The organism is Streptomyces sp. NPDC053493 (assembly GCF_044544825.1).
Classification (GTDB): Bacteria; Actinomycetota; Actinomycetes; order Streptomycetales; family Streptomycetaceae; genus Streptomyces.
The window spans coordinates 484,719-505,283 of sequence record NZ_JBITXS010000001.1; the positions used below are offsets into that span (position 1 = coordinate 484,719).

The following is a 20,565-nucleotide window of genomic DNA, read 5'->3' on the forward strand; positions in this document are numbered from 1 at the left end:
GGCCTATTCTGATCGCATGTACTTCACCGACCGTGGCATCGAGGAACTGGAGAAGCGGCGCGGCGAGGAGGAGGTCACCTTCGAGTGGCTCGCCGAGCAGCTGCGGACCTTCGTCGATCTCAACCCCGACTTCGAGGTGCCGGTCGAGCGCCTCGCGACCTGGCTGGCCCGTCTCGACGACGAGGACGACGAGGAGTAGGAGCCGTCCGGGACGGTCTCAGGCCCCGAGCGGGCGGTCACGGGCGAGACCGGACGCGCCGTGGACGACGAGCAGCGCGCCGGCGACCGCCCAGCCGGCGCTGCGACGGCCGAGGCCCCAGGCGAGCAGCGGCACTCCGGCCGCGAGTTGAACGGCGCCGAACAGGCGGGCGCGAGGCCCTCGCGGGAACGGGGCGTGTGGGATCAGGTCGCGCGGGTGCGGCGCGAGCGGGGACGCGTCGGACCGGGGCTCGGCGGTCGGGTACGGCCCGGGCGCGTCGGCCGACGGCGTGCCGGGTTCCGCGCGTACGGTGTCACGCCGGTCTCCTTCGAGGAGTTCCGCGCCCTGGGCGCGGGCGGCGGCGCGCAGCCGGTCGGCGCTCTCGCCCGGCGCGAGGCCGGCGGGCAGCGCGAGTCCCGTGCGGGCCAGGACGGCGGTGAGGCCGACGAGCCGGGCGTGGGCGTCGGAATCCGGGTCGGGGCGGGTGAGCGGCTCCAGGTCGTGTCCGGAAAGTAGCGTCGTCTGCCCGCAGGCCAGGCGGGACTTTCCGGACACGGCCTGGCCTGCACGTCGAGCACCGGATCGAGCGCGAGCCGGTCGGCGAAGGTGCGCATGGCCTCGTCCTCGCCGGCCGGGGTGCCGTCGGCGAGCCAGGTGTAGCCGACGGTGCGGCGGAAGCCCGCGGCGAGCGTGAGACCGGCCCGGTCGGCGTCCCACCACAGGGCCACGACGGACCGGCCGAGGGCGGCGACGGCGAGCGCGGTGGCCCAGCCGGTGACGACGCGGTCGACGGGTTCGCCGTCGTCGAGCCAGGGCTTGCCCTCGGGCACGAGCACGCTCCAGTTGGGTCCCGCCGGGGCGAGCAGCAGCTGTTCCCCGATCAGACGGGCGGGCGGCCGGACGGCCGGCGGCTCGGCACGGCAGAGCAGCAGCGCCCCGGCGGCGCGGGGACCCGATGTCGCGTTCATGGCCCCACGCTAGGGCAGTTTGTCCGTGTTCGCGGTTGATTGACCATCCCTTACGGGCTGTCGTCAGGGGCGAGTCGGGGTTGACTTGACCGGACCGCGATATATCGTGTGTAGCGAAAGACGCGATATGTTGCGTCGGCGGCATCCGCCCGCCGCGAGACACGGGAGGCCAGCACCATGACAGAGTGGTCCGTCACCGAGCCCAGGAAGATCCCGCTGACCGGCCCCGTTTCCCGGCTTCAGGTCCGCGTGGTCAACGGAGCGGTGAACGTGGTGGGCACGGACGAGAGTTCCGCCCGCCTGGAGATCTCCGAGATCGAGGGGCCGCCGCTCGTCGTCACGCAGGAGGGCTCCACGCTGACCGTCACCTATGAGGACCTGCACTGGAAGGGCTTCCTCAAGTGGCTCGACCCGAAGGGCCACCGGCGCCGGGTCGTCGTCTCGGTCGCCGTCCCGGCCGGCGCCGACGTCGAGGTCGGCGCGATCGGCGCCGAGACCGTGATCTCCGGCGTCAAGGGGCGCACCGAGGTCCGCGGCGTCACCGGTGACACCACCCTCGTCGGCCTGGCCGGCCCGGTCCGCGCCGAGTCCGTCTCGGGCAATCTGGAGGCGCAGTCCGTCACGGGAGCCCTTCGGGTCAACTCGGTGACGGGCGACGTCACGGTGATCGAGGGCGCCGGCGCCTCCGTGCGGGCCGAGACGGTCAGCGGCGACATGGTCGTCGACCTCGACCCGGCCGCGGACCTGGACGGGCCGCCCGCCGACATCCGGCTCGCCAGCGTCTCCGGCGAGGTCGCCATCCGGCTGCCGCACCCCGCGGACGCCCGGGTCGAGGCGACCACCACCAGCGGCTCCGTCTCCAACGCGTTCGAGGACCTGCGGGTCGGCGGACAGTGGGGCACCAAGTCCATCACCGGCACCCTCGGCGCCGGGCGGGGCACGCTGAAGGCGACCACGATCTCCGGCTCGATCGCCCTGCTGCGCCGCCCCGAGCCGGAGCCTGACGGCGACGGCTGGACCGCCACCTCCCCCGCGTCCGGAAAGGTTCTGTGACATGCCGCCCGTCTTCGCCCACGGCCGTCTCCGCCTCTATCTGCTCAAGCTCCTCGACGAGGCTCCTCGTCACGGGTACGAGGTGATCCGCCTCCTGGAGGAGCGCTTCCAGGGCCTCTACGCACCCTCGGCCGGCACGGTCTATCCGCGGCTGGCCAAACTGGAGGCCGAGGGTCTGGTCACCCACGCCACCGAGGGCGGCCGCAAGGTCTATTCGATCACCGACGCCGGCCGCGCCGAGCTGGCCGGACGCGGCGGCGAGCTGGCCGATCTGGAGGTGGAGATCCGCGAGTCCGTCTCCGAGCTGGCCGCCGAGATACGCGACGACGTCCGCGGCGCGGCGGGCAAGCTGCGCAGCGAGATGCGGGCGGCGGCGAGCGCCTCCCGCTCGCCGGGCTCTTCGTCCTTCGCCGACGCCAAGGAGGAGCTGCGCAAGGCGAAGCAGGAGTGGAAGGAGCAGGCGCGTCAGGCGCGCGCCGAGGCCCAGTCGGCCAAGCGCCAGGCGAGGGAGTTCCAGCGGATCGCCCGCCAGGTCCAGGAGCAGGTGCAGGACCGGATGGCGCACGGCGAGTGGCCCAAGGGCGTCTGGGAGGGCATCTCGGACATCACGGCCCAGCTCGGCAATCTGGTGACGGGCACGGCGCACGGCTCGGCGCAGGGCCGGCCCGCCTCCGCCGAGCAGGCCGTCACGGACTGGGCCAAGGACATGGACGCCGCCGCCGAGCCGGCCCGCGAGCTGGACCGGCTCCTGGACCGCTTCCGCGACGACATCCGCGACGCCGCCCGCGACCACGGCGTGACCCGCGACCAGCTGACCGACGCCCGCCGCCACCTGGCCACGGCGGCGGACAGCATCCTCGGCCTGCTGACACCCGACGCCGGAAAGCAGCCGTAGCACCCGGGCCCGTCCGCCCCACGGCGCACCGCGCACGCGCCGGTCGGCCCGCCCCCTCGGCGCGTCGGCGCCCCCGGCACCGTCGGCCGGCGACCACCTCCGGCCGACGGCCGGCCGGACCCGGCCTGCCCGGCGTCACCACCGCCCAGGCGTCAGCGCGCGCCGCGGCACCAACGGCGGCGGCCGGGCCGGGTCCGGCCGGCGATCGGCCGGACCCGGCCCGCGCGGCGTCACCGCCGCTCCGCCGTCACCGCCGCCCAGGCGTCAGCGGCGGGTGACCGTCACGGTCACCGAGGCGCCGGGCGCGGCGAGGACGAGGGCCCTTCCCGGGGCGGGGCGCAGGACCAGCGCCTGCCCCCGGGCCGCGACCTGCCACGCGCCCGGGGGCAGGGAGAGCTCGGTGACCCGGGAGGCGCCGCGCCGGGCGGCGGAGTCGTACTCCAGGCGGTAGACGCCGGCCGCCGCGTCGTAGGAGGAGGCGCGGACCGTGCCGGCGACGGCCTCCGCGTACGGCTCGGCGGTCAGCTCCTTGTTCGTACGGAAGGTGCCGGCGCCGTCCACCGCGCAGTAGCCGCCTCCGTAGCACCAGACGTAGCCCGCCCAGCCGGAGCTGTAGCGGCCGAGCGAGGCCATCGCCTCCCGGTAGAAGCGGTTCATGTTCGGCAGGGAGTTGTTCAGGGGTCCCCACTCCCCCACCACCACCGGGACCTTGTACTCCTTGGGGTACACGGTCACGGCCTGCTCGTAGCTCTCGATCCAGCCGGCCGCGGGGTCGTAGTCCGCGCCCGCCTCCATGCCGGTGTTGTAGAAGTGCGGCGCGTACACCACCTTCGGGTCGTCGATCCGGCCGAGGCCGGTGGGCACGCCCTCGCCGACGATCGGGGTCGGTTCGACGAAGACCCAGCCGTCCCGGTCGGCCGAACGGACCGCGTCCGCGAGCCGGTTGTACATCGGCGTCAGCTGCTCGCGCTCGATCCGGCGGGCGGCGGTCGGCAGGTCCTCGCCCTCCTTCAGCTCGCCCATCGGCTCGTTGATCAGGTCGTAGCCGAGGACGGCCGGGTGGTCGCGGAAGCGCTCGGCGAGCACCCGCCACATCCGGGCCTGGGCCTGCCGCAGGTCGGCGTCCTCGTAGAGGTGGGTGAAGGCGCGCTGCACGGCGGGTTCGAAGTACTCGGAGAACCAGTCGTCGGGATGCGGGGTGAAGGGCAGTCCGTCGGTCCGGGTCGCCCACGCCGGTATGCCGCGGTGACCGAAGGCGGGGCCGAAGACGTCCTGGTGGGCGTCGATGACGACCTTGACGTCGTGCTTCCGGGCCCAGCCCAGGACGCGTTCGATCTTCCGGAGGTAGTCCTGGCTGTAGTGGCCGGGCCGCGGCTCCAGGTCGTCCCAGAAGACCAGCAGGCGGGCGAAGTTGAAGCCCTTGGCCCGCATGTCGCGGAAGTGCTTCTCGGTGATCGCGGAGAGCGCGGCCTCGCCCCGGTTCGCCTTGTCCTCGACGTTCCAGCCGCGCAGGGTGAGGGCGCGGCCGCGGGAGTCGGTGAGGACGGGTGTCGCCTCCCCACCGGGATCGGCGTGCGCGACGGCGGGAGCGAGCAGCGCGGCGACGGCGGTGGCCGCCACGAGGGTGGTTCGCAACAAGAGGACCTCCGGCACGAGGAAGTGAGCGTTGTTCACGTTTCACGTGCCGGAGATCCCATCAGTTGTGCTGACGAGTCATCAAGAGGTCGTCACCAAGGTCTTCGGAAGCGGATCCGGAGGAGACTCAGGAGGCCGTCAGGACGATCTTCCCGAAGAGCTCACCGGACGCCATCTTCTCGAAGCCCTCGCGGGCCCGGTCGAGCGGCAGCACCTCGTCGATCACCGGGCGCACACCGGTGGCGGCGCAGAAGGAGAGCAGGTCCTCCAGCTCGTCCTTGGAGCCCATGGTGGAGCCGACCACCTTCAGCTCCAGGAAGAAGATCCGGGTCAGCTCGGCGTGCGAGGGCCGGTCGCCGCTGGTGGCGCCGGAGATGACGAGGGTGCCGCCCGGGCGCAGCGACTTGACCGAGTGCGACCAGGTGGCGGCGCCGACGGTCTCGATGACCGCGTCCACCCGCTGCGGAAGGCGCGCGCCCGGCTCGTACGCCTCGACGGCGCCGAGCTCGACGGCCCGCTTCCGCTTGGCCTCGTCCCGGCTGGTGGCGAAGACCCGCAGTCCGGCCGCCTTGCCGAGGGCGATGGCGGCGGTCGCGACACCGCCGCCGGCGCCCTGCACGAGGACCGAGTCGCCGGGCCGTACGCCGGCGTTGGTGAAGAGCATGCGGTAGGCGGTGAGCCAGGCGGTCGGCAGGCAGGCGGCCTCCTCGAAGGAGAGCTCCTTCGGCTTGGGCAGCACGTTCCAGCTGGGCACGGTGACCCGCTCGGCGAAGGTGCCCTGGTAGCGCTCGGTCAGGATCGAGCGCGGCTCGTCCGGACCGACGCCGTGGCCGGTCTGGCCGATGACGGAGTGCAGGACGACCTCGTTGCCGTTCTCGTCGATCCCGGCGGCGTCGCAGCCGAGGATCATCGGCAGCTTCTCCTCGGGCAGTCCGACCCCGCGCAGCGACCACAGGTCGTGGTGGTTGAGCGAGGCCGCCTTGACGGTGACGGTGGTCCAGCCGGGCCGGACCTCGGGTTCGGGGCGTTCCCCCAGTTCGAGGCCGTTCAGGGGCTGGTCGCGGTCGATTCGGGCAGCGTAGGCGGCGAACATGACCTTGAGCGTAGGGCGGCAGCGGTACGCGGCGGAACCACGCACCGGTGTGACGCATGCCTCGGGCGCCCGGCCGCGCGGGCCCGGCGCCCTCCCGCCGCAAGGCCCCCTCACGACCTCGGGCCCCCGGCCACGCGTGCCTCGGGTTCTCCCGTCTCGCGCCACTCAGGCCCCGGTCGCTCCCGCCGCGCGCTCCTCACGGCCCCGGACGCTCCCGCCGCATGCGCGAGGGGCCCCGTCCTGGTCCAGGACGGGGCCCCTCGGCGACGACGGCCGGTGTCAGCGGCGGGCGACGCCCTCCGCACGGGCGGCGGCGGCGACCGCGGCCGCGACGGCCGGGGCAACGCGCTCGTCGAACGGCGACGGGATCACACAGTCGGCGGCGAGCTGGTCGCCCACCACGCCGGCGATCGCGTCGGCCGCGGCGATCTTCATGCCCTCGGTGATCCGGGAGGCCCGGACCTGGAGCGCGCCGGCGAAGATGCCGGGGAACGCGAGGACGTTGTTGATCTGGTTCGGGTAGTCCGAACGGCCGGTGGCCACGACCGCCGCGTACTTGTGCGCGACGTCGGGGTGGACCTCGGGGTTCGGGTTGGCCATGGCGAAGACGAAGGCGTTCGGCGCCATCGTCGCGACCGCCGCCTCCGGGACCGTACCGCCGGAGACGCCGATGAAGACGTCGGCGCCGGCCAGCGCGCTCTCGAGCGAGCCGGAGAGACCGGCCTTGTTGGTGAGCTCGGCGATCTCGCGCTTGACGTCCGTGAGGTCCTCACGGTCGGTGCTCACGATGCCCTTGCGGTCGGTCACGGCGACGTCGCCGATGCCGGCCTCGAGCAGGAACTTGGCGATGGCCACACCGGCCGCGCCGGCGCCGGAGATGACCGCGCGCAGGTCGCCCAGGGTGCGGTCGGTCAGCTTCGCCGCGTTGCGGAGGGCGGCGAGGGTGACGATCGCGGTGCCGTGCTGGTCGTCGTGGAAGACCGGGATGTCCAGGCGCTCCTGGAGCTTGCGCTCGATCTCGAAGCACCGGGGGGCCGAGATGTCCTCCAGGTTCACGCCGCCGAAGGACGGGGCGAGCCGGACGACGGTCTCGACGATCTCGTCGGTGTCGGTGGTGGCGAGCGCGATCGGCACCGCGTCCACGCCGCCGAACTGCTTGAAGAGGATGGCCTTCCCCTCCATGACCGGAAGCGAGGCCTCCGGGCCGATGTCGCCGAGGCCGAGCACCGCCGTGCCGTCGGTCACGACCGCGACGACCTGGGACTTCCAGGTGTAGTCGTTGACCAGCTCGGGCTGCTCCGCGATTGCCGTGCACACCTTGGCGACGCCGGGCGTGTACGCGAGGGACAGGTCGTCCTTGTCGCGCAGCGGCACCGTGGCCTGAATGGCCATCTTGCCGCCGCGGTGCAGCGCGAAGGCCGGATCGAAGGGCTCGCCGGGAGCCCCTTCCGTACCGCTCTCGCTGCGAGGATTGACGATCTCCGCTGCCATTGGGTTGACCCCTTAAGTCTTCTTCATTTGAGGGTGGCCACTCCCGGTTCAGGAGGGGTGGGTGGGTCCCGCGGCCGCCTTGTCTGGCAGCCGCGCGGGCGCGCCGCACAACGCGCCCTGAGCCCCGGATGAGGGGTGTAAGGATCCTTCTTACCGGACAGAAGCCTCCGGAGACGAGTTCATACCTCCTCGGTGACGCGACTCATACCGAGTGCTACCGGGCACGGATGGAGCACGGATAGAGAACGACTCGTCACTCGATGTCCGGATAGATGGTGCCCCCACCCGAATAGGGGTCTTCGTGTCGTCCGAATGCCGAGATGAACCGGAGAATTTACGGTAGAGGTGAACCCCTTCCGAAGAAGGTGTTGCCTTGCGGCGCCTGGTCGGCGTCATTCGGCCGCGACCCGTTATCCGATTTTGACATCCGAGGCCGTCGGTTTGTGGCAGTCCGAATGGCAAGATGCCGTAATCACACGAGGTCGCGGCGCTCGAAGGCGCGTGCGCGGCCTAAGGCAACTCCCTCACACGCCGGAGGAACCCGACCATGACCGCACGCTCCACGCGCTGTACGACCGCCGCCAAGACCCGCACCTCCCGTCTTGCCGCGGTCGCCGCCATCGCGGTCGCCGGCTCGATGCTGCTGACCGCCTGTGGCGACCAGACCGAGGGCGGCTCCACGAAGGAGGGCGGCTCCTCCAGCGCCGCCGCGAGCAAGGCCCCGCTGTTCTCGAAGCTCCCGGCCGACATCCAGAAGGCCGGCGTCATCAAGGTCGGCACGGACGCCTCGTACGCCCCGATGGAGTTCACCGAGGGCGGCAAGATCGTGGGTGTCGACCCCGACATCGCCGAGGCCCTGAGCAAGCAGCTCGGTGTCCGCTTCGAGTTCACCTCGGGCACCTTCGACGGCCTGATCACCTCGATCTACACCGGCCGCCAGCAGCTGATCATGTCCTCGATGACGGACAACAAGAAGCGCCAGGAGGGTCTGGACGACTCCGGCAAGAAGATCGGCAAGGGCATCGACTTCGTCGACTACTTCTCCTCCGGCGTCTCCCTGCTGGTCAAGAAGGGCAACCCGCAGGGCGTGAACTCGCTCGACGACCTGTGCGGCAAGACCGTCGCCGTCCAGCGCGGCACGATCTACGAGGACACCTTCAAGGCCCAGGCCACGAAGTGCGGCGCCAACAAGCTCACCATCCAGGCCTTCGACACCGACGCCGAGGCCCAGACCCGCGTCAAGGCCGGCGGTGCCGTCGCCGACCTGAACGACTACCCGGTCGCCGCGTACATCGCGAAGACCTCCGGTGGCGGCAACGACTTCGAGGTCGTCGGCAGCCAGAGCGACGTCGGCCTCTTCGGCATCGGCGTGTCCAAGGACAAGACCCAGCTGCGCGACGCCGTCAAGGAGGCGCTCGACGCGATCATCAAGGACGGCTCCTACGCCGAGGTCCTGAAGAAGTGGAACGTCGAGGGCAGCGCCGTGAAGCAGGCGACCGTCAACGCCGGCAAGTGACCTCCCAGCTCCACTGAAGGGCAGTCGTCATGACTGACAAGATCTCCAAGGACCCGGGCGCGTCTCCGTCCGGGTCCGGCCCCTCGGACACGCCGCCCGGCGGCGCGTCGGGCACCCCGTCGGGCACCCCGTACGAGGCGATCAAGGCCATCCCGGTCCGGCACTACGGCCGCTGGATCAGCGCCGTCGTGGTCGTCGCGCTGCTGGGCTGGCTGCTCTACGCCTTCTCCCAGGGCAACATCATCTGGGACACGGTCTGGGACAAGCTGTTCGACACCTCGATCCTCGACGGCCTCACCAACACCATCGTCATCAGCGTCGCCTCGATGGCGCTGGGCCTGGTGCTCGGCATCCTCTTCGCCGTGATGCGCCTGTCGAAGAACCCGGTCACGGGCGCCGTCGCCTGGCTCTACATCTGGTTCTTCCGTGGCACGCCGGTGTACGTGCAGCTGCTGGTGTGGTTCAACCTGTCGCTGATCTTCGAGTACATCAACCTCGGGCCGATCTACAAGAACGAGACCGTCGACGTCATGACGCCGTTCATGGTCGCGCTCCTCGGCCTCGGCCTCAACGAGGGCGCGTACATGGCGGAGATCGTCCGCGCCGGCATCCAGTCCGTCGACGAGGGCCAGACCGAGGCGGCGCACGCGCTCGGCATGTCGCAGACGAAGACGATGTGGCGGGTCGTCCTGCCGCAGGCCATGCGGGTGATCGTGCCGCCGACGGGCAACGAGTTCATCAACATGCTGAAGACCTCGTCGCTGGTCTCGGCCGTGCAGTACACCGAACTGCTGCGGGCCTCCTCGAACATCGGCAGCACGGCGGGCGCCGTGATGGAGATGCTCTTCGTCGCCTCCATCTGGTACCTGGCGCTGACCAGCGTGTTCAGCATCGGCCAGTACTACCTGGAGCGCCGCTTCGCCCGCGGCTCGACCCGTAACCTGCCGCCCACCCCGTGGCAGCGGGTCAGGGCCAACCTCACCACGTTCAAGCGTTCCCCGGAGGCGACCGCATGACCGGCGAGCCCATGGTCAAGGCCGAAGGCGTCCACAAGTCCTACGGCGCCGCGCACATCCTGCGGGGCATCGACCTGGAAGTGCAGAACGGAGAGGTGTTCTGCCTGGTCGGTCCGTCCGGCTCCGGCAAGTCGACCTTCCTGCGCTGCATCAACCACCTGGAGCGGATCGACGGCGGCCGGCTGTCCGTCGACGGCCAGCTGGTGGGCTACCGCCAGAAGGGCGACAAGCTCTACGAGCTGAAGGACAGCGAGGTCGCCACCCAGCGCCGCGACATCGGCATGGTCTTCCAGCGCTTCAACCTCTTCCCGCACATGACGGCCCTGGCCAACGTGATGGAGGCGCCGATCCAGGTCAAGGGCGAGTCGAAGGCCGTGGCGCGCGAGCGCGCCGAGCGCCTGCTCGACCGGGTCGGCCTGCGCGACAAGACCGGCAACTATCCCTCGCAGCTGTCCGGCGGTCAGCAGCAGCGCGTGGCCATCGCCCGCGCGCTGGCGATGGAGCCGAAGCTGATGCTCTTCGACGAGCCGACCTCGGCCCTCGACCCGGAGCTGGTCGGCGACGTCCTCGACGTCATGCGCGACCTGGCCGAGTCGGGCATGACGATGATCGTCGTCACCCACGAGATGGGCTTCGCCCGTGAGGTCGGCGACTCGCTGGTCTTCATGGACGGCGGCGTCGTCGTCGAATCCGGCCACCCGCGCGAGGTCCTGACGAACCCGCAGCACGACCGGACCAAGGCGTTCCTGTCCAAGGTCCTCTAGGTCCTCCAGGGGCTCCAGGGGTCACGGAAAGGGGCGGTACGGGCGAGAGCCCGTACCGCCCCTTCGGCGTGCGCGAGGCGCTACTTCACGGCCAGCACCAGGGCGTCGGAGGGCGAGGCCCAGACGGTCCGGGCCTCGGCGAAGCCGGCCGCGCGCAGGGTGTCGGCGTGCCAGCCAGGCCCGGGCGCGTCGCCGTCGGCGTGCTCGCCGTAGATCTCGAAGCGGCGGGCAGTGGGCTCGGCGAGCACCGGGTCCTTGGCGGCCAGCGCCCACCAGTCAGCCCAGTCGAGGACGCCGGCGTCCTTCTCGCGCTCCATGCGGGCGTGCCGCCGGGCCCGCTCGGCGGCGTTGATGCGGGGCGTGGTCTCGTCGATCATGTGGTCGGCGTTCATGAAGACGCCGCCGTCGCGCACGAGGCCGGCGAGCTGCCCGTAGAGGGCGGCCAGGGGCTCGCTGTGGAGCCAGTGGAGGGCGGTGGCGGTGAGGACGGCGTCGTACGCGTCGTGCGGCAGCGCCTCGGTCCACGAGGGGTCCTTCAGGTCGGCGGTCACGAAGCTGACGCGCTCGTCGCCCGCGAAGGAGCCCCTGGCGATGGCGAGGAGGGCCGGGTCGAGGTCGACGCCGGTGCTGGTCGCCTTCGGGAACCTGCGCAGGAGCCGGTCCGTAATACTTCCCGTACCGCAGGCGAGGTCGAGGACGCGGGGCTCCGGCCCCACGACGGCCTCGACCATGTCGAGCATCACCCGGAAGCGCTCCTCGCGGTCCGGCATGTACCACTCCTGCTGGCGGTCCCAGCTCCGCTGCCAGGCCGCCCAGTCGGTTCCGGTCGTGGTCGCGTCCGTCATGGCTCTGCCTCCACCGTCTTCGTAATACCCTCGAAGGGAAGGCGTCGCTTACCCTTCCCCGCCCCGACCCTAGCCCGCCGGAGTAAGGACTACAAGTGGAACTGGCCTATTACTCGGATTACGCCGTGCGTCTGGTCAACACCGAGGAGCCGGCCCGCAACAAGGACTCCCTCACCTCCGTCGAGGCCGTCCGGGAACTCTTCGGCACCGCCTCCCAGATGGCCCGCCGGGCGACGGACGCCGACGTGACCCGCTTCCGCTCGGTACGCGGCAGGCTGCGGGCCGTCTTCACCGCGGCCGACGAGGGCGACCACACCCAGGCCGTCGACCTGCTGAACTCGCTCCTCCTGGAGTTCCCGGTCAGCCCGCAGATCTCCGGCCACGACTACCTCGACGAGGAGGGCCGGCCCCGCTGGCACATGCACCTCGCCGACCACCCGTCGAACGCGACCGCGGGCTACGCCGCCATCGCCGCCATGGGCCTCGCCTTCCACCTGACCGAGTTCGGCGCCGACCGGCTCGGCCTCTGCCAGGCCGCGCCCTGCCGCAACGCCTACCTCGACACCTCCACCAACCGCTCCCGCCGCTACTGCTCCGACCGCTGCGCCACCCGCGCCAACGTCGCCGCCTACCGCGCCCGCAAGCGCCAGGAGGCCGTGGCGGCCGAACGCACCGGCCGCACCGACGAGAAGAGCCAGGAGAGCACCACACCGGCCGACCGCTGACGCCCGCGGGTGACGGGCCGGTAGCGCGCCCGCACCCGCCCGAGCACCAACTGCTCCGGTACGACCCCGAACACCCGGCTGTCACCCTCCGCGTCCGGATTGTCCCCGAGCACCCACCAGCCCGCCCCGCGTCGCTCGACCAGCCGCTTCACGATGAGCAGGTCCTGCTGCAGCGGATGCCGCAGCACGGCCACGTTCCCGGGCCGCAACCGCGCCCCGTAGTGCACGAACAGCTGATCGCCGTGCAGCAGCGTGGGCACCATCGACACCCCGGTCACCTCGGCGATCCCGAACGGGGCCCCGGTCTCCTGCCCCGGCTCACGCCCCGATTCCACCATCCGGCACCTCCCGGTCCGATCGTCCACGAGTCCCATGGTCACCCTGGACTTTTGTCCTAAGCACCAGGGGGCACTCGCGAAAACGAGCTTCTCACCGAGTAATGTCCCACCTGAGAAGACGATCACGAGGAAGGACAGCAGCATGCTCTCCCGCCTGTTTGCCCCCAAGGTGAAGGTCAGCGCCCACTGCGACCTCCCCTGCGGCGTGTACGACCCGGCCCAGGCCCGCATCGAGGCCGAGTCGGTCAAGGCCGTCCAGGAGAAGTACCAGGCGAACGAGGACCCGCACTTCCGGGCCCGCGCCACGGTCATCAAGGAGCAGCGCGCGGAGCTCGCCAAGCACCACGTCTCGGTGCTCTGGAGCGACTACTTCAAGCCCCCGCACTTCGAGAAGTACCCCGAGCTGCACACGCTCATCAACGACACCCTGAAGGCCCTGTCGGCGGCGAAGGCCTCGACGGACCCGAAGACGGGCGAGAAGGCGCTGGAGCTCATCGCCGAGATCGACCGCATCTTCTGGGAGACGAAGAAGGCCTGACCTTCCTCGCCCTCACTCCGAAGGGGCCCGGCCGCGCTGCGGCCGGGCCCCTTCGTCCTGCGAAACCCAAGCACTGACCGATCCCGCTCTTACAAGCTCAGATGACGCCCTGGGCCGTCATCGCCTCCGCCACGCGCAGGAAGCCGGCCACGTTCGCGCCGAGGACGTAGTCGTCGGGGTCGGCGGCGTAGGTGTCGGCGGTGGTGCGGCACTCGGTGTGGACGGTGCGCATGATGGTGGCGAGGCGGGACTCGGTCTGGTCGAAGGTCCAGGTGTCGCGGGCGGCGTTCTGCTGCATCTCCAGGGCCGAGGTGGCGACGCCGCCGGCGTTGGCGGCCTTGCCCGGGCCGAAGAGGACGCCGGCGTCGCGGAACACCTCGACCGCCTCAGGCGTGCACGGCATGTTCGCGCCCTCGGCGACGGCGCGGACGCCGTTCTTGACCAGGGACACCGCGTCCTCGCGCCGCAGTTCGTTCTGCGTCGCGCAGGGCAGGGCGACGTCGCAGGGGACGTCGTAGAGGGTGCCGCGGGCCGAGAAGACGGCGCCGGGGCGGGCCTCGGCGTAGGCGGAGAGGCGGGCGCGCCGCACCTCCTTGACGTCCTTGAGGAGGTCGAGGTCGATGCCGTTGTCGTCGACGAGGTAGCCGGAGGAGTCGCTGCAGGCCACCACGCGGCCGCCGAGCGCGTGGACCTTCTCCACCGCGTAGACGGCGACGTTGCCGGAGCCGGAGACGACCACGCGGCGCCCGTCGAAGCTTTCGCCGCGGGTGGCGAGCATCTCCTGGGCGAAGTACACCGCGCCGTAACCGGTGGCCTCGGTACGGGCGTGGGAGCCGCCCCAGCCCACCGGCTTACCGGTCAGGACGCCCGCCTCGTAGCGGTTGGTGATCCGCTTGTACTGGCCGAACAGGTAGCCGATCTCCCGGGCGCCGACGCCGATGTCGCCCGCCGGGACGTCGGTGTGCTCGCCCAGGTGGCGGTACAGCTCCGTCATGAAGGACTGGCAGAAGCGCATGACCTCGGCGTCCGAGCGGCCCTTCGGGTCGAAGTCCGAACCGCCCTTGCCGCCGCCGATGCCCAGCCCGGTCAGCGCGTTCTTGAAGATCTGCTCGAAGCCGAGGAACTTCACGATGCCGAGGTTCACGCTCGGGTGGAAGCGCAGACCGCCCTTGTACGGGCCCAGCGCGCTGTTGAACTCGACCCGGAAGCCCCGGTTGACGCGTACGACACCCTGGTCGTCGACCCACGGCACCCGGAAGATCAGCTGCCGCTCCGGCTCGCACAGCCGCTCCAGGAACCCCGGCTCGGCGTACTCCGGGTGCCGTTCGAGCGCCGGCGTCAGGGAGTGCAGCACCTCGGCCGCCGCCTGATGGAACTCCGCCTCCCCCGGATTGCGCCGGCGGACCTCGTCGTAGACGGCGTCGATGTGTGCGCGGATGCTCATGAATGTGCCTCGCTGTTCGGTGTCTGCTCTGCTGCGGACCCCACCGGAAGGGAGTAGCGCCGCTTCTCCTTCGAGGTGGCGCCCAGGCGGTCGTAGAAGCGGATGGCGCCCTCGTTCCAGGTGGGCGTCTGCCATTGGATCTCGGGGAGGCCGAGGGCGTCGGCCTCGCGGCGGACGGCGGTCATCAGGAGGGCGCCGAGGCCGTGGCCGCGGGCGGACTCGGTGAGGTAGAGGCAGTCCATGTGGAGGTACTCGGCGGCGTCCCAGGTGGAGAGTTCGGGTGCGCAGGTGGCGTAGCCGGCGAGGGTGGTGTCGGGGAGTTCGGCGACCAGGCAGCGCAGGCGGGAGGTGCCGGAGGTGAAGAGGAGGTGGTGGAGGCGGCGGGCCAGGTCGGCGGGCGGGGGCGCGGCCTTCTCGTAGGCGGCGTGTTCGGCGGCCAGTTCGGCGACGCGCGGCAGGTCGTCGGGGCGGGCGTGCCGGACCAGGGGCAGGGTCATCGGACCTCGCCGTCGAGCGCGTCGTCGGGGCGGGCGTGCCGGACCAGGGGCTGGGTCATCGGACCTCGCCGTCGAGTGCGTCGTCGGACCAGGCGGCGAGCCGGTCGGCGGCGGGGCCGGTGCCGTCGAGGACGTGGCGGACGAAGGCCTCGCGCTCGTGGGCGAGGACGGCGGCCTCCCAGACGCAGGACGCGAGGCCGGCGCGGCCCGGGCGGAGCGCGTCCGGGCGGCCGGCCGGGCCGGTCCAGATGGCGAGGTCGGACATGTGGCCCTCGATCCAGGTGTGGACGAGGACGTAGTCGCCGTCGCCGCCGGCGTGCACCAGCAGCACCGCGAGGCCGAGCGAGCCGCGGTGGCGCCCGAGGACGAGGTGGTCGGCGGCGAGCCGTACGGCCGGGTCGGTCTCGGCCTCGCCGACCGTGCGGCCGGGGGCCTCGACGGCGTACACCTTCAGCAGGTGGCCGGCGACCTCCCGTACGCCCAACGCCCGGACCGTGCGGGCGTGGTGGTCGTCCGCGAGCGCCATGACGGCGCCCCATTCCCCGTGATCGTTCATACGGCCATCATGCACGGTCCGGCCGTCCCGCCGCGCCCGAACCACTGCCGGTACGGGGCCGCGCGCAGGGCGGCTTCGCGGTAGGCGGCGGCCAGTTCCGCGTACGGACGGTCGAGCGGGACGCCCGGCGCCGCGTGGAGGAGGAGGCGGACGGCCAGCGGGTCGCCGCGCAGCGGGCGGACGGCCATGTCCTCGCGCGGGACCGAGGTGGGCTGGCAGGGTGCGACGGCCTCGCCGAGGGCGATGAGCGAGGCGGCGGTGTGGTAGTCGGCGTGCAGCACCGGCGGGTCGAGGCCCGCGGCGCCGAGGACCCGGCGCAGGCCGTCCCATTCGCCGTCGACGGCCGGGTCGACGGCCCAGCGGTCGTGGGCGAGGTCGGTGAGGTCGACGACCTCCTGGCGGGCTGCCGGATGGTCACGGGCCAGGGAGATGAACTGGGGCTCGCGCTCGACGAGCACCCGTCTCTGGAGGCCGTCCGGGACCCTCAGCGGGCAGCCCTCGACCTCGTGGACGAAGGCGAGGTCGAGCTGTCCGGCGGCGACCGCGCGCAGCAGGCCGTTGGCGGAGACGTCGACGCGCAGCCCGATGTCGGTGCCGGGCAGGTCCTGGCGGAGCCGGCGCAGCCAGCCGGGCAGGGCGCGGCTCGCGGTGGAGCCGACACGGAGGGCGGGGCCGGCGGCGCGGCCGGCGGCGGCCCGGGTCTCGGTGATCAGCGCGGTCATTCCGGCGAGCAGCGGCCGGGCGCGGCTGAGGACGGCGCGGCCGAGCGGGGTGGGGTCGCAGCCGGTGCGGCCGCGGGAGAAGAGTTCGGCACCGAGCGCGTTCTCGATGCGGCGCAGCTGGGTGGTCAGGGAGGGTTGGCTGACACCGAGTTGGCGGGCGGCCTTGTGCAGACTGCCGTGGTCCGCGATGGCGCAGAGCGCCCGCAGGTGCCTCACCTCCAGCTCCATGACCCGAAGGTTAGGGCGGCTCCATCCGGCGCACCAGACCGCCCTCGAGCCGCAAGTGGCCGGATTCGAGAGCACCTTGGCGTGGGGGCGATAGGACGGGGTTATCGGCGGATGACATCATTCCCACCCGCCACGGCTCCCCCGACACTCTCCTCAACCCCACAGGAGGAGCCCCCCATGCGTCACTCGAGAATCCTCACGTCCGTCCTGACCGCCGCCCTCGGTGCCGGTCTCACCCTGTCCCTCGGCGCTTCCCCCGCCGGTGCCACGACCCAGCACCGGGAGGCCGGCTACACCGCCTACGCCGGTTCCGCCGAGGAGGCCAAGGCCAACCAGGCGTTCTTCGACGCCGTCGTGAAGTCGGTCGCGAAGAAGCGGGCCGCCGTGCCCGGCGCCACCGCCGTCACCGTGGTCTACAGCTCCGCCAACGCGCCGAGCTTCCGCACCCAGATATCCCGTTCGGCGCAGATCTGGAACAGCTCCGTCGTCAACGTCCGCCTGGTGGAGGGGTCCAACCCCGACTTCGCGTACTACGAGGGGAACGACTCCCGCGGTTCGTACGCGAGCACCGACGGGCACGGCAACGGCTACATCTTCCTCGACTACCGCCAGAACCAGCAGTACAACTCCACCCGCGTCACCGCCCACGAGACCGGGCACGTCCTCGGCCTTCCCGACCACTACAGCGGCCCGTGCAGCGAGCTGATGTCCGGCGGCGGGCCCGGCACGTCCTGCCAGAACGCCTACCCGAACTCCCAGGAGCGTTCCCGCGTCGACCAGTTGTGGCGCTACGGACTCGCGTCCGCCTTCAAGACCCACTGAGCCGAACGGGGGCGGTGGCCGGGGCCGCTTGGTAGCGTGGCGCGCATGCCCGACGAGCGCAGCACTCCCCGGAGCACCACCTTGTACGAGGCCGTGGGCGGCGCCGACGCGCTGCGCCGGCTCTCGGACACCTTCTACGAGGCGGTCCTCGCCGACCCGGTCCTCGCCCCCGTCTTCGCCGACTTCACGCCCACCCACGTGGAGCACGTCGCCGTGTGGCTCGCCGAGGTCTTCTCCGGCCCGGCCGACTTCACGGCCCGCCACGGCGGTCATCACGCCCTGCTCACGGCGCACCTCGGTCTCGGCATCACCGAGGAACAGCGGCTGCGCTGGATGGAGCTGATGACCGCGGCGGTGGAGAAGGAACTCCCGGACGACGCGCTGCTGCGGCAGCGCGTCGTCGAGTATTTCGACTGGGGCACCCGGATCGCCGAGGACGTCTCGGCCTCGCCGCGCGGAACGGATCTGGGCGAGCCGGGTCCGACTCCGCGCTGGGGCTGGGACGGTCTCGCCTGAGTCGTACGCGTACAACCTCCACGTACGCGCACACGTCGGCGCACACGTACGCGTACGGGCGCGAGGCGCGGGAGCGTCAGGCGGCCTGGAGCAGCCGGCGGCCGAACTCGGTGCCCGGCGGCAGCTGGCGCCTGACCCGGCTCAGGGCCTCCTCGAAGTCGCCGCCGGTGACGCCGGACTCGAAGGCCGCACCGCCGTAGTGGAGGGTGAGGCTGAGGTCGGCGCGCTCGCCGAGGGTCAGCAGGCAGCTGAGCGTGGCCTGCTGGGTGACGCCGTCCGCGACGACGGGAAGCGGCAGGTCCCACTCCAGCACGCACCCGGTGAGGGCCTGCCCGCCCTCGTCCGCGGCACGCAGGGCGGCGAAGGTCGCGCCCGTGTACTCGATTCCCCTGATGCGGGTGGCCACCTGGCTCCCGTCCGCCGTGATGACGATCGCTTCCGCGCCGCTGCGGTCCCGGTACCAGCCGGTCCAGACTTCTGTCGACTCCGATGACATGCGCGGACTGTAGCGGTATGACCGGCTCCGGCGCGCGGCCGGTCACCCAGGGGCCGGACTTCTCCCGGTCTCGCCGTTCTTGCCGGTCACGTGCGTGGTAGTGGCTTCCGCGCCGTCGTCCGCGCTGCGGGCCGGGCCGGCCTCGTCGGCGCGGGCCCCGGCGCCGGCCTCGGTGCCGGCTTCGTCGATGTCGGCTTCCTCGGCGCCGGCCTCGGGAGGCTCGTACAGCTCGCACCCGGGATTCCGGCAGGGCTGCACCTCCCACTCCGGCACCCACGCGCCGAGGACCTTGTGCCGCCGGGCGATGACCGCCCGGGGCTGCCCGCAGGCCGGGCAGGGATGCTCGGCCCGAGGGTCCCGTGTGGTGTGCGCCGCCTCGCTCGCCATGCCTCCAGCGTAGGGCGCGGCCCCGGTCACCGCTTCCTGGTGTAGGTCCGCACGACGACGCCGTTGCCGAAGCTCCGCATCTCGTCGAGCGTGAAGTCGCGCGGGGTGAAGCCGGCGCCGAACATCGGCATTCCGGAGCCGTACACCTGCGGATACGACTTGATGACCAGCTCGTCGATCTCGTCGACCAGCTCGCCGGCGACGGTCGAGCCGCCGCAGAGCCAGATGCCCAGCGGGCTGTCCTCGGCCTTGAGCGCGCGGACGCGGCCGACCAGGTCCTCGGAGATCAGCTCGACGTTGGGGTCGGGCGACTCGGTGAGGGAGCGGGTGGCGACGAACTCCCGCAGATGGGCGTACGGGCTGGTGACGCCGGTGTCGAGGGCGAGGCGGTAGGAGCCGAGGCCCTGGATCACGGTGTCGAAGCGCTTGTTGGCGACACCCTCGAGTCCCCAGGCCTTGCGGAAGGCCGTCGGGATCGTCTCCGGGTACTCGCTGTTCATGAAGGCGCCGTACTCCTCGTCGAGGAACGCGAGCATCGAGGAGGCGTCGCCCTTGGGGTCGCCGATGAAGCCGTCGAGGGAGCAGGCGACGTAGTAGGTGAGCTTGCGCAAGCCGGAACTCTTTCACTGGGAGGCGTGGCGGGCGTTAACCACTACGCACATAGTGCTCCATCCGTAGTGGTTACGCAAGCTCTTTTTCGCACGCCCGCTCGGCGGCGTCCCGGTCAGCGGTTTCTGCGCGTCACGAACTCCGCGAGCGCCAGCAGGTCCCCGGCCGCCGACAAGTCCGGCACCGCGCGGGAGAGTTGCTCCACCGCCCGGGCCATCCGCTCCGCCGCCTGGGCCTGCGCCCAGTCCCGGCCGCCGGCCCGCTCCACCGCGTCCGCGGCCGCCCGCACCGCGGCGGCGTCCAGGACCGGGCGGGCGTACAGCTCCGCCAGCTCCTCGCCCGCCCGGGTCCCGGAGGCCAGCGCCGCCACGACGGGCAGCGACTTCTTGCGGGCCGTCAGATCGGCACCGGCCGGCTTGCCGGTGCGCCCCGGATCTCCCCAGATGCCGATCAGGTCGTCGATCAGCTGGAACGCGAGGCCGGCCTCCCGGCCGAAGGCGTCGAGCGCCGTGACCGCCTGCTCGTCCGCGCCCGCGTAGAGCGCGCCCAGCGCGCAGGCGCAGCCGAGCAGGGCCCCGGTCTTGGCGGTGGCCATCGCCGTCACCTCGTCCAGCGAGACCTCGTGCGGCCCGCGCTGCTCGAAGGCGCAGTCCGCCTGCTGGCCGGCGCACAGCTCGATGACACAGGCGGCGAGCCGGGCCGAGGCCGCGGTGGCGGCCGGGTGGGGATCCTCGGCGAGCAGCCGCAGCGCGAGCGCGGACATGGCGTCGCCCGCGAGCAGGGCGTCCGGGATGCCGAACACCGCCCAGGCGGTGGGCCGGTGGCGCCGGGTCGGGTCCTCGTCGACGATGTCGTCGTGGAGCAGGGTGAAGTTGTGCGCCAGCTCCACCGCCGCGGCGGCCTTCACCGCGGGAGCCGGGTCGGCGCCGAGCGCGCGGGTCGCGGCGAGCACCAGGGCCGGCCGGATGGCCTTGCCTCCGGGCCGCGCGGACGGGCTGCCGTCCGCCTCCTCCCAGCCGAAGTGGTACGCGGCGATACGCCGTATGGAACCGGGCAACGACGCGACGGTCGTACGGAGTTGAGGGTCGACGACGCTGCGCGCCCGGTCCAGGAGCAGCACGGCGCCCTGCCCGCCGCCGGCCGCGCCTGCGGTCGCGGCGTCCTCATGGGTGGTGGTCATGGATGCGCGGTCACCTTCTTCCACAGCGGTGG

The 20,565-nt window shown here is 71.9% G+C and carries 23 protein-coding genes and 1 pseudogene; 10 read left to right on the forward strand and 14 right to left on the reverse strand.

What is annotated here, in order from left to right; translation table 11 throughout:
* Nucleotides 1–16: 16 nt before the first annotated feature.
* Nucleotides 17–199 (forward strand): DUF6104 family protein, encoded by a 183-nt coding sequence (locus ACIGO8_RS02055; RefSeq protein WP_005312030.1) that lies wholly within the window; start codon nt 17–19, stop codon nt 197–199.
* 18 nt (nt 200–217) lie between these two features.
* Here ACIGO8_RS02055 and ACIGO8_RS02060 read toward each other — a convergent pair.
* A pseudogene (locus tag ACIGO8_RS02060) lies at nt 218–1,167 on the reverse strand (hypothetical protein).
* A gap of 177 nt (nt 1,168–1,344) precedes the next feature.
* On the opposite strand from ACIGO8_RS02060, the gene ACIGO8_RS02065 reads away from it, so the two are divergent.
* Nucleotides 1,345–2,220 carry a DUF4097 family beta strand repeat-containing protein gene (locus ACIGO8_RS02065; RefSeq protein ID WP_399722815.1) on the forward strand — a complete coding sequence of 292 codons (876 nt, stop codon included), beginning with the start codon at nt 1,345–1,347 and terminating at the stop codon, nt 2,218–2,220.
* 1 nt (nt 2,221) lies between these two features.
* Complete coding sequence (locus ACIGO8_RS02070; protein WP_399722817.1) at nt 2,222–3,115, forward strand: helix-turn-helix transcriptional regulator; 894 nt, start codon at nt 2,222–2,224, stop codon at nt 3,113–3,115.
* A 264-nt stretch (nt 3,116–3,379) separates the two neighbouring features.
* On the opposite strand, the gene ACIGO8_RS02075 is transcribed toward ACIGO8_RS02070, so the two are convergent.
* The 3 genes from ACIGO8_RS02075 to ACIGO8_RS02085 form a co-directional block, all read right to left on the reverse strand.
* The gene (locus tag ACIGO8_RS02075; RefSeq protein WP_399724256.1) at nt 3,380–4,750 is read right to left on the reverse strand and encodes a cellulase family glycosylhydrolase; all 1,371 of its coding nucleotides are present in this window, start codon (nt 4,748–4,750) and stop codon (nt 3,380–3,382) included.
* Between the two features lie 127 nt (nt 4,751–4,877).
* Entirely contained in the window at nt 4,878–5,843 is a 966-nt protein-coding gene (locus ACIGO8_RS02080) for a zinc-binding dehydrogenase (RefSeq protein WP_399722818.1), read from the reverse strand.
* A gap of 279 nt (nt 5,844–6,122) precedes the next feature.
* Complete coding sequence (locus tag ACIGO8_RS02085) at nt 6,123–7,334, reverse strand: NADP-dependent malic enzyme (protein ID WP_399722820.1); 1,212 nt, start codon at nt 7,332–7,334, stop codon at nt 6,123–6,125.
* A 547-nt stretch (nt 7,335–7,881) separates the two neighbouring features.
* On the opposite strand from ACIGO8_RS02085, the gene ACIGO8_RS02090 reads away from it, so the two are divergent.
* From ACIGO8_RS02090 to ACIGO8_RS02100, 3 genes are read left to right on the forward strand one after another with little or no spacing between them, the layout of a single operon-like run.
* Nucleotides 7,882–8,850 carry an ABC transporter substrate-binding protein gene (locus ACIGO8_RS02090; protein ID WP_399722822.1) on the forward strand — a complete coding sequence of 323 codons (969 nt, stop codon included), beginning with the start codon at nt 7,882–7,884 and terminating at the stop codon, nt 8,848–8,850.
* Nucleotides 8,851–8,879: 29 nt separating this feature from the next.
* Nucleotides 8,880–9,866, forward strand: coding sequence for an amino acid ABC transporter permease (locus ACIGO8_RS02095; RefSeq protein WP_399722824.1), 987 nt, complete (start codon nt 8,880–8,882; stop codon nt 9,864–9,866).
* A complete protein-coding gene (locus tag ACIGO8_RS02100; RefSeq protein ID WP_399722825.1) occupies nt 9,863–10,630 on the forward strand; it encodes an amino acid ABC transporter ATP-binding protein in 768 nt (255 codons plus the stop codon). Before ACIGO8_RS02095 ends, ACIGO8_RS02100 begins: the two co-directional genes overlap by 4 nt.
* 80 nt (nt 10,631–10,710) lie before the next feature.
* On the opposite strand, the gene ACIGO8_RS02105 is transcribed toward ACIGO8_RS02100, so the two are convergent.
* Nucleotides 10,711–11,475: a class I SAM-dependent methyltransferase gene (locus ACIGO8_RS02105; RefSeq protein ID WP_399722827.1), complete on the reverse strand. Its 765-nt coding sequence runs from the start codon at nt 11,473–11,475 to the stop codon at nt 10,711–10,713.
* A gap of 95 nt (nt 11,476–11,570) precedes the next feature.
* Here ACIGO8_RS02105 and ACIGO8_RS02110 point away from each other — a divergent pair, with 95 nt between their 5' ends.
* On the forward strand, nt 11,571–12,200 hold the full coding sequence (locus tag ACIGO8_RS02110; protein WP_399722828.1) for a CGNR zinc finger domain-containing protein: 630 nt from the start codon (nt 11,571–11,573) through the stop codon (nt 12,198–12,200).
* Here the strand turns inward: ACIGO8_RS02110 and sodX are convergent.
* Nucleotides 12,104–12,538, reverse strand: coding sequence for a nickel-type superoxide dismutase maturation protease (gene sodX, locus ACIGO8_RS02115; protein WP_399722829.1), 435 nt, complete (start codon nt 12,536–12,538; stop codon nt 12,104–12,106). The genes ACIGO8_RS02110 and sodX overlap by 97 nt on opposite strands.
* A 142-nt stretch (nt 12,539–12,680) precedes the next feature.
* Here sodX and sodN point away from each other — a divergent pair, with 142 nt between their 5' ends.
* Nucleotides 12,681–13,076, forward strand: coding sequence for a superoxide dismutase, Ni (gene sodN, locus ACIGO8_RS02120; protein ID WP_046907284.1), 396 nt, complete (start codon nt 12,681–12,683; stop codon nt 13,074–13,076).
* Between the two features lie 97 nt (nt 13,077–13,173).
* Here the strand turns inward: sodN and gdhA are convergent, their stop codons facing one another.
* Genes gdhA through ACIGO8_RS02140 form a run of 4 tightly spaced genes read right to left on the reverse strand, consistent with a single transcriptional unit; the run spans nt 13,174 to nt 16,523 of the window.
* Nucleotides 13,174–14,520, reverse strand: a complete 1,347-nt coding sequence (gene gdhA, locus ACIGO8_RS02125; RefSeq protein WP_399722831.1) for an NADP-specific glutamate dehydrogenase — start codon at nt 14,518–14,520, stop codon at nt 13,174–13,176.
* Nucleotides 14,517–15,017: a GNAT family N-acetyltransferase gene (locus ACIGO8_RS02130; protein WP_399722833.1), complete on the reverse strand. Its 501-nt coding sequence runs from the start codon at nt 15,015–15,017 to the stop codon at nt 14,517–14,519. The genes gdhA and ACIGO8_RS02130 overlap by 4 nt, the downstream gene beginning before the upstream one ends.
* Before the next feature lie 55 nt (nt 15,018–15,072).
* Nucleotides 15,073–15,573, reverse strand: a complete 501-nt coding sequence (locus ACIGO8_RS02135; protein WP_399722835.1) for a hypothetical protein — start codon at nt 15,571–15,573, stop codon at nt 15,073–15,075.
* The gene (locus tag ACIGO8_RS02140) at nt 15,570–16,523 is read right to left on the reverse strand and encodes a LysR substrate-binding domain-containing protein (protein WP_399722836.1); all 954 of its coding nucleotides are present in this window, start codon (nt 16,521–16,523) and stop codon (nt 15,570–15,572) included. Before ACIGO8_RS02140 ends, ACIGO8_RS02135 begins: the two co-directional genes overlap by 4 nt.
* Before the next feature lie 177 nt (nt 16,524–16,700).
* Between ACIGO8_RS02140 and snpA the strand changes: the two genes are divergently transcribed.
* Both snpA and ACIGO8_RS02150 read left to right on the forward strand, forming a co-directional pair.
* Nucleotides 16,701–17,345, forward strand: coding sequence for a snapalysin (gene snpA, locus ACIGO8_RS02145; protein WP_399722838.1), 645 nt, complete (start codon nt 16,701–16,703; stop codon nt 17,343–17,345).
* A gap of 45 nt (nt 17,346–17,390) precedes the next feature.
* On the forward strand, nt 17,391–17,861 hold the full coding sequence (locus tag ACIGO8_RS02150; RefSeq protein ID WP_399722840.1) for a group II truncated hemoglobin: 471 nt from the start codon (nt 17,391–17,393) through the stop codon (nt 17,859–17,861).
* Between the two features lie 76 nt (nt 17,862–17,937).
* Here ACIGO8_RS02150 and ACIGO8_RS02155 read toward each other — a convergent pair whose 3' ends face one another.
* From ACIGO8_RS02155 to ACIGO8_RS02170, 4 genes are all read right to left on the reverse strand, one after another.
* On the reverse strand, nt 17,938–18,357 hold the full coding sequence (locus tag ACIGO8_RS02155; protein ID WP_399722842.1) for a DUF6304 family protein: 420 nt from the start codon (nt 18,355–18,357) through the stop codon (nt 17,938–17,940).
* Nucleotides 18,358–18,399: 42 nt separating this feature from the next.
* Nucleotides 18,400–18,744, reverse strand: coding sequence for a hypothetical protein (locus tag ACIGO8_RS02160; protein ID WP_399722844.1), 345 nt, complete (start codon nt 18,742–18,744; stop codon nt 18,400–18,402).
* Nucleotides 18,745–18,770: 26 nt separating this feature from the next.
* Nucleotides 18,771–19,355: a dihydrofolate reductase family protein gene (locus tag ACIGO8_RS02165; protein ID WP_399722845.1), complete on the reverse strand. Its 585-nt coding sequence runs from the start codon at nt 19,353–19,355 to the stop codon at nt 18,771–18,773.
* 113 nt (nt 19,356–19,468) lie between these two features.
* Nucleotides 19,469–20,533, reverse strand: coding sequence for a family 2 encapsulin nanocompartment cargo protein polyprenyl transferase (locus ACIGO8_RS02170; protein WP_399722847.1), 1,065 nt, complete (start codon nt 20,531–20,533; stop codon nt 19,469–19,471).
* Between the last annotated feature and the right edge of the window lie 32 nt (nt 20,534–20,565).

What these genes read in the sequence shown, in the direction of transcription:
- ACIGO8_RS02160 (WP_399722844.1), bottom strand. Translation starts at nt 18,744, where the DNA reads ATGGCGAGCGAGGCGGCGCACACCACACGGGACCCTCGGGCCGAGCAT.
- sodX (WP_399722829.1), bottom strand. Translation starts at nt 12,538, where the DNA reads ATGGTGGAATCGGGGCGTGAGCCGGGGCAGGAGACCGGGGCCCCGTTC.
- ACIGO8_RS02140 (WP_399722836.1), bottom strand. Translation starts at nt 16,523, where the DNA reads ATGGAGCTGGAGGTGAGGCACCTGCGGGCGCTCTGCGCCATCGCGGAC.
- ACIGO8_RS02130 (WP_399722833.1), bottom strand. Translation starts at nt 15,017, where the DNA reads ATGACCCTGCCCCTGGTCCGGCACGCCCGCCCCGACGACCTGCCGCGC.
- ACIGO8_RS02090 (WP_399722822.1), top strand. Translation starts at nt 7,882, where the DNA reads ATGACCGCACGCTCCACGCGCTGTACGACCGCCGCCAAGACCCGCACC.
- snpA (WP_399722838.1), top strand. Translation starts at nt 16,701, where the DNA reads ATGCGTCACTCGAGAATCCTCACGTCCGTCCTGACCGCCGCCCTCGGT.
- ACIGO8_RS02055 (WP_005312030.1), top strand. Translation starts at nt 17, where the DNA reads ATGTACTTCACCGACCGTGGCATCGAGGAACTGGAGAAGCGGCGCGGC.
- ACIGO8_RS02170 (WP_399722847.1), bottom strand. Translation starts at nt 20,533, where the DNA reads ATGACCACCACCCATGAGGACGCCGCGACCGCAGGCGCGGCCGGCGGC.
- ACIGO8_RS02150 (WP_399722840.1), top strand. Translation starts at nt 17,391, where the DNA reads ATGCCCGACGAGCGCAGCACTCCCCGGAGCACCACCTTGTACGAGGCC.
- ACIGO8_RS02155 (WP_399722842.1), bottom strand. Translation starts at nt 18,357, where the DNA reads ATGTCATCGGAGTCGACAGAAGTCTGGACCGGCTGGTACCGGGACCGC.
- ACIGO8_RS02070 (WP_399722817.1), top strand. Translation starts at nt 2,222, where the DNA reads ATGCCGCCCGTCTTCGCCCACGGCCGTCTCCGCCTCTATCTGCTCAAG.
- ACIGO8_RS02135 (WP_399722835.1), bottom strand. Translation starts at nt 15,573, where the DNA reads ATGAACGATCACGGGGAATGGGGCGCCGTCATGGCGCTCGCGGACGAC.
- ACIGO8_RS02100 (WP_399722825.1), top strand. Translation starts at nt 9,863, where the DNA reads ATGACCGGCGAGCCCATGGTCAAGGCCGAAGGCGTCCACAAGTCCTAC.
- ACIGO8_RS02095 (WP_399722824.1), top strand. Translation starts at nt 8,880, where the DNA reads ATGACTGACAAGATCTCCAAGGACCCGGGCGCGTCTCCGTCCGGGTCC.
- ACIGO8_RS02105 (WP_399722827.1), bottom strand. Translation starts at nt 11,475, where the DNA reads ATGACGGACGCGACCACGACCGGAACCGACTGGGCGGCCTGGCAGCGG.
- ACIGO8_RS02080 (WP_399722818.1), bottom strand. Translation starts at nt 5,843, where the DNA reads ATGTTCGCCGCCTACGCTGCCCGAATCGACCGCGACCAGCCCCTGAAC.
- ACIGO8_RS02065 (WP_399722815.1), top strand. Translation starts at nt 1,345, where the DNA reads ATGACAGAGTGGTCCGTCACCGAGCCCAGGAAGATCCCGCTGACCGGC.
- gdhA (WP_399722831.1), bottom strand. Translation starts at nt 14,520, where the DNA reads ATGAGCATCCGCGCACACATCGACGCCGTCTACGACGAGGTCCGCCGG.
- sodN (WP_046907284.1), top strand. Translation starts at nt 12,681, where the DNA reads ATGCTCTCCCGCCTGTTTGCCCCCAAGGTGAAGGTCAGCGCCCACTGC.
- ACIGO8_RS02085 (WP_399722820.1), bottom strand. Translation starts at nt 7,334, where the DNA reads ATGGCAGCGGAGATCGTCAATCCTCGCAGCGAGAGCGGTACGGAAGGG.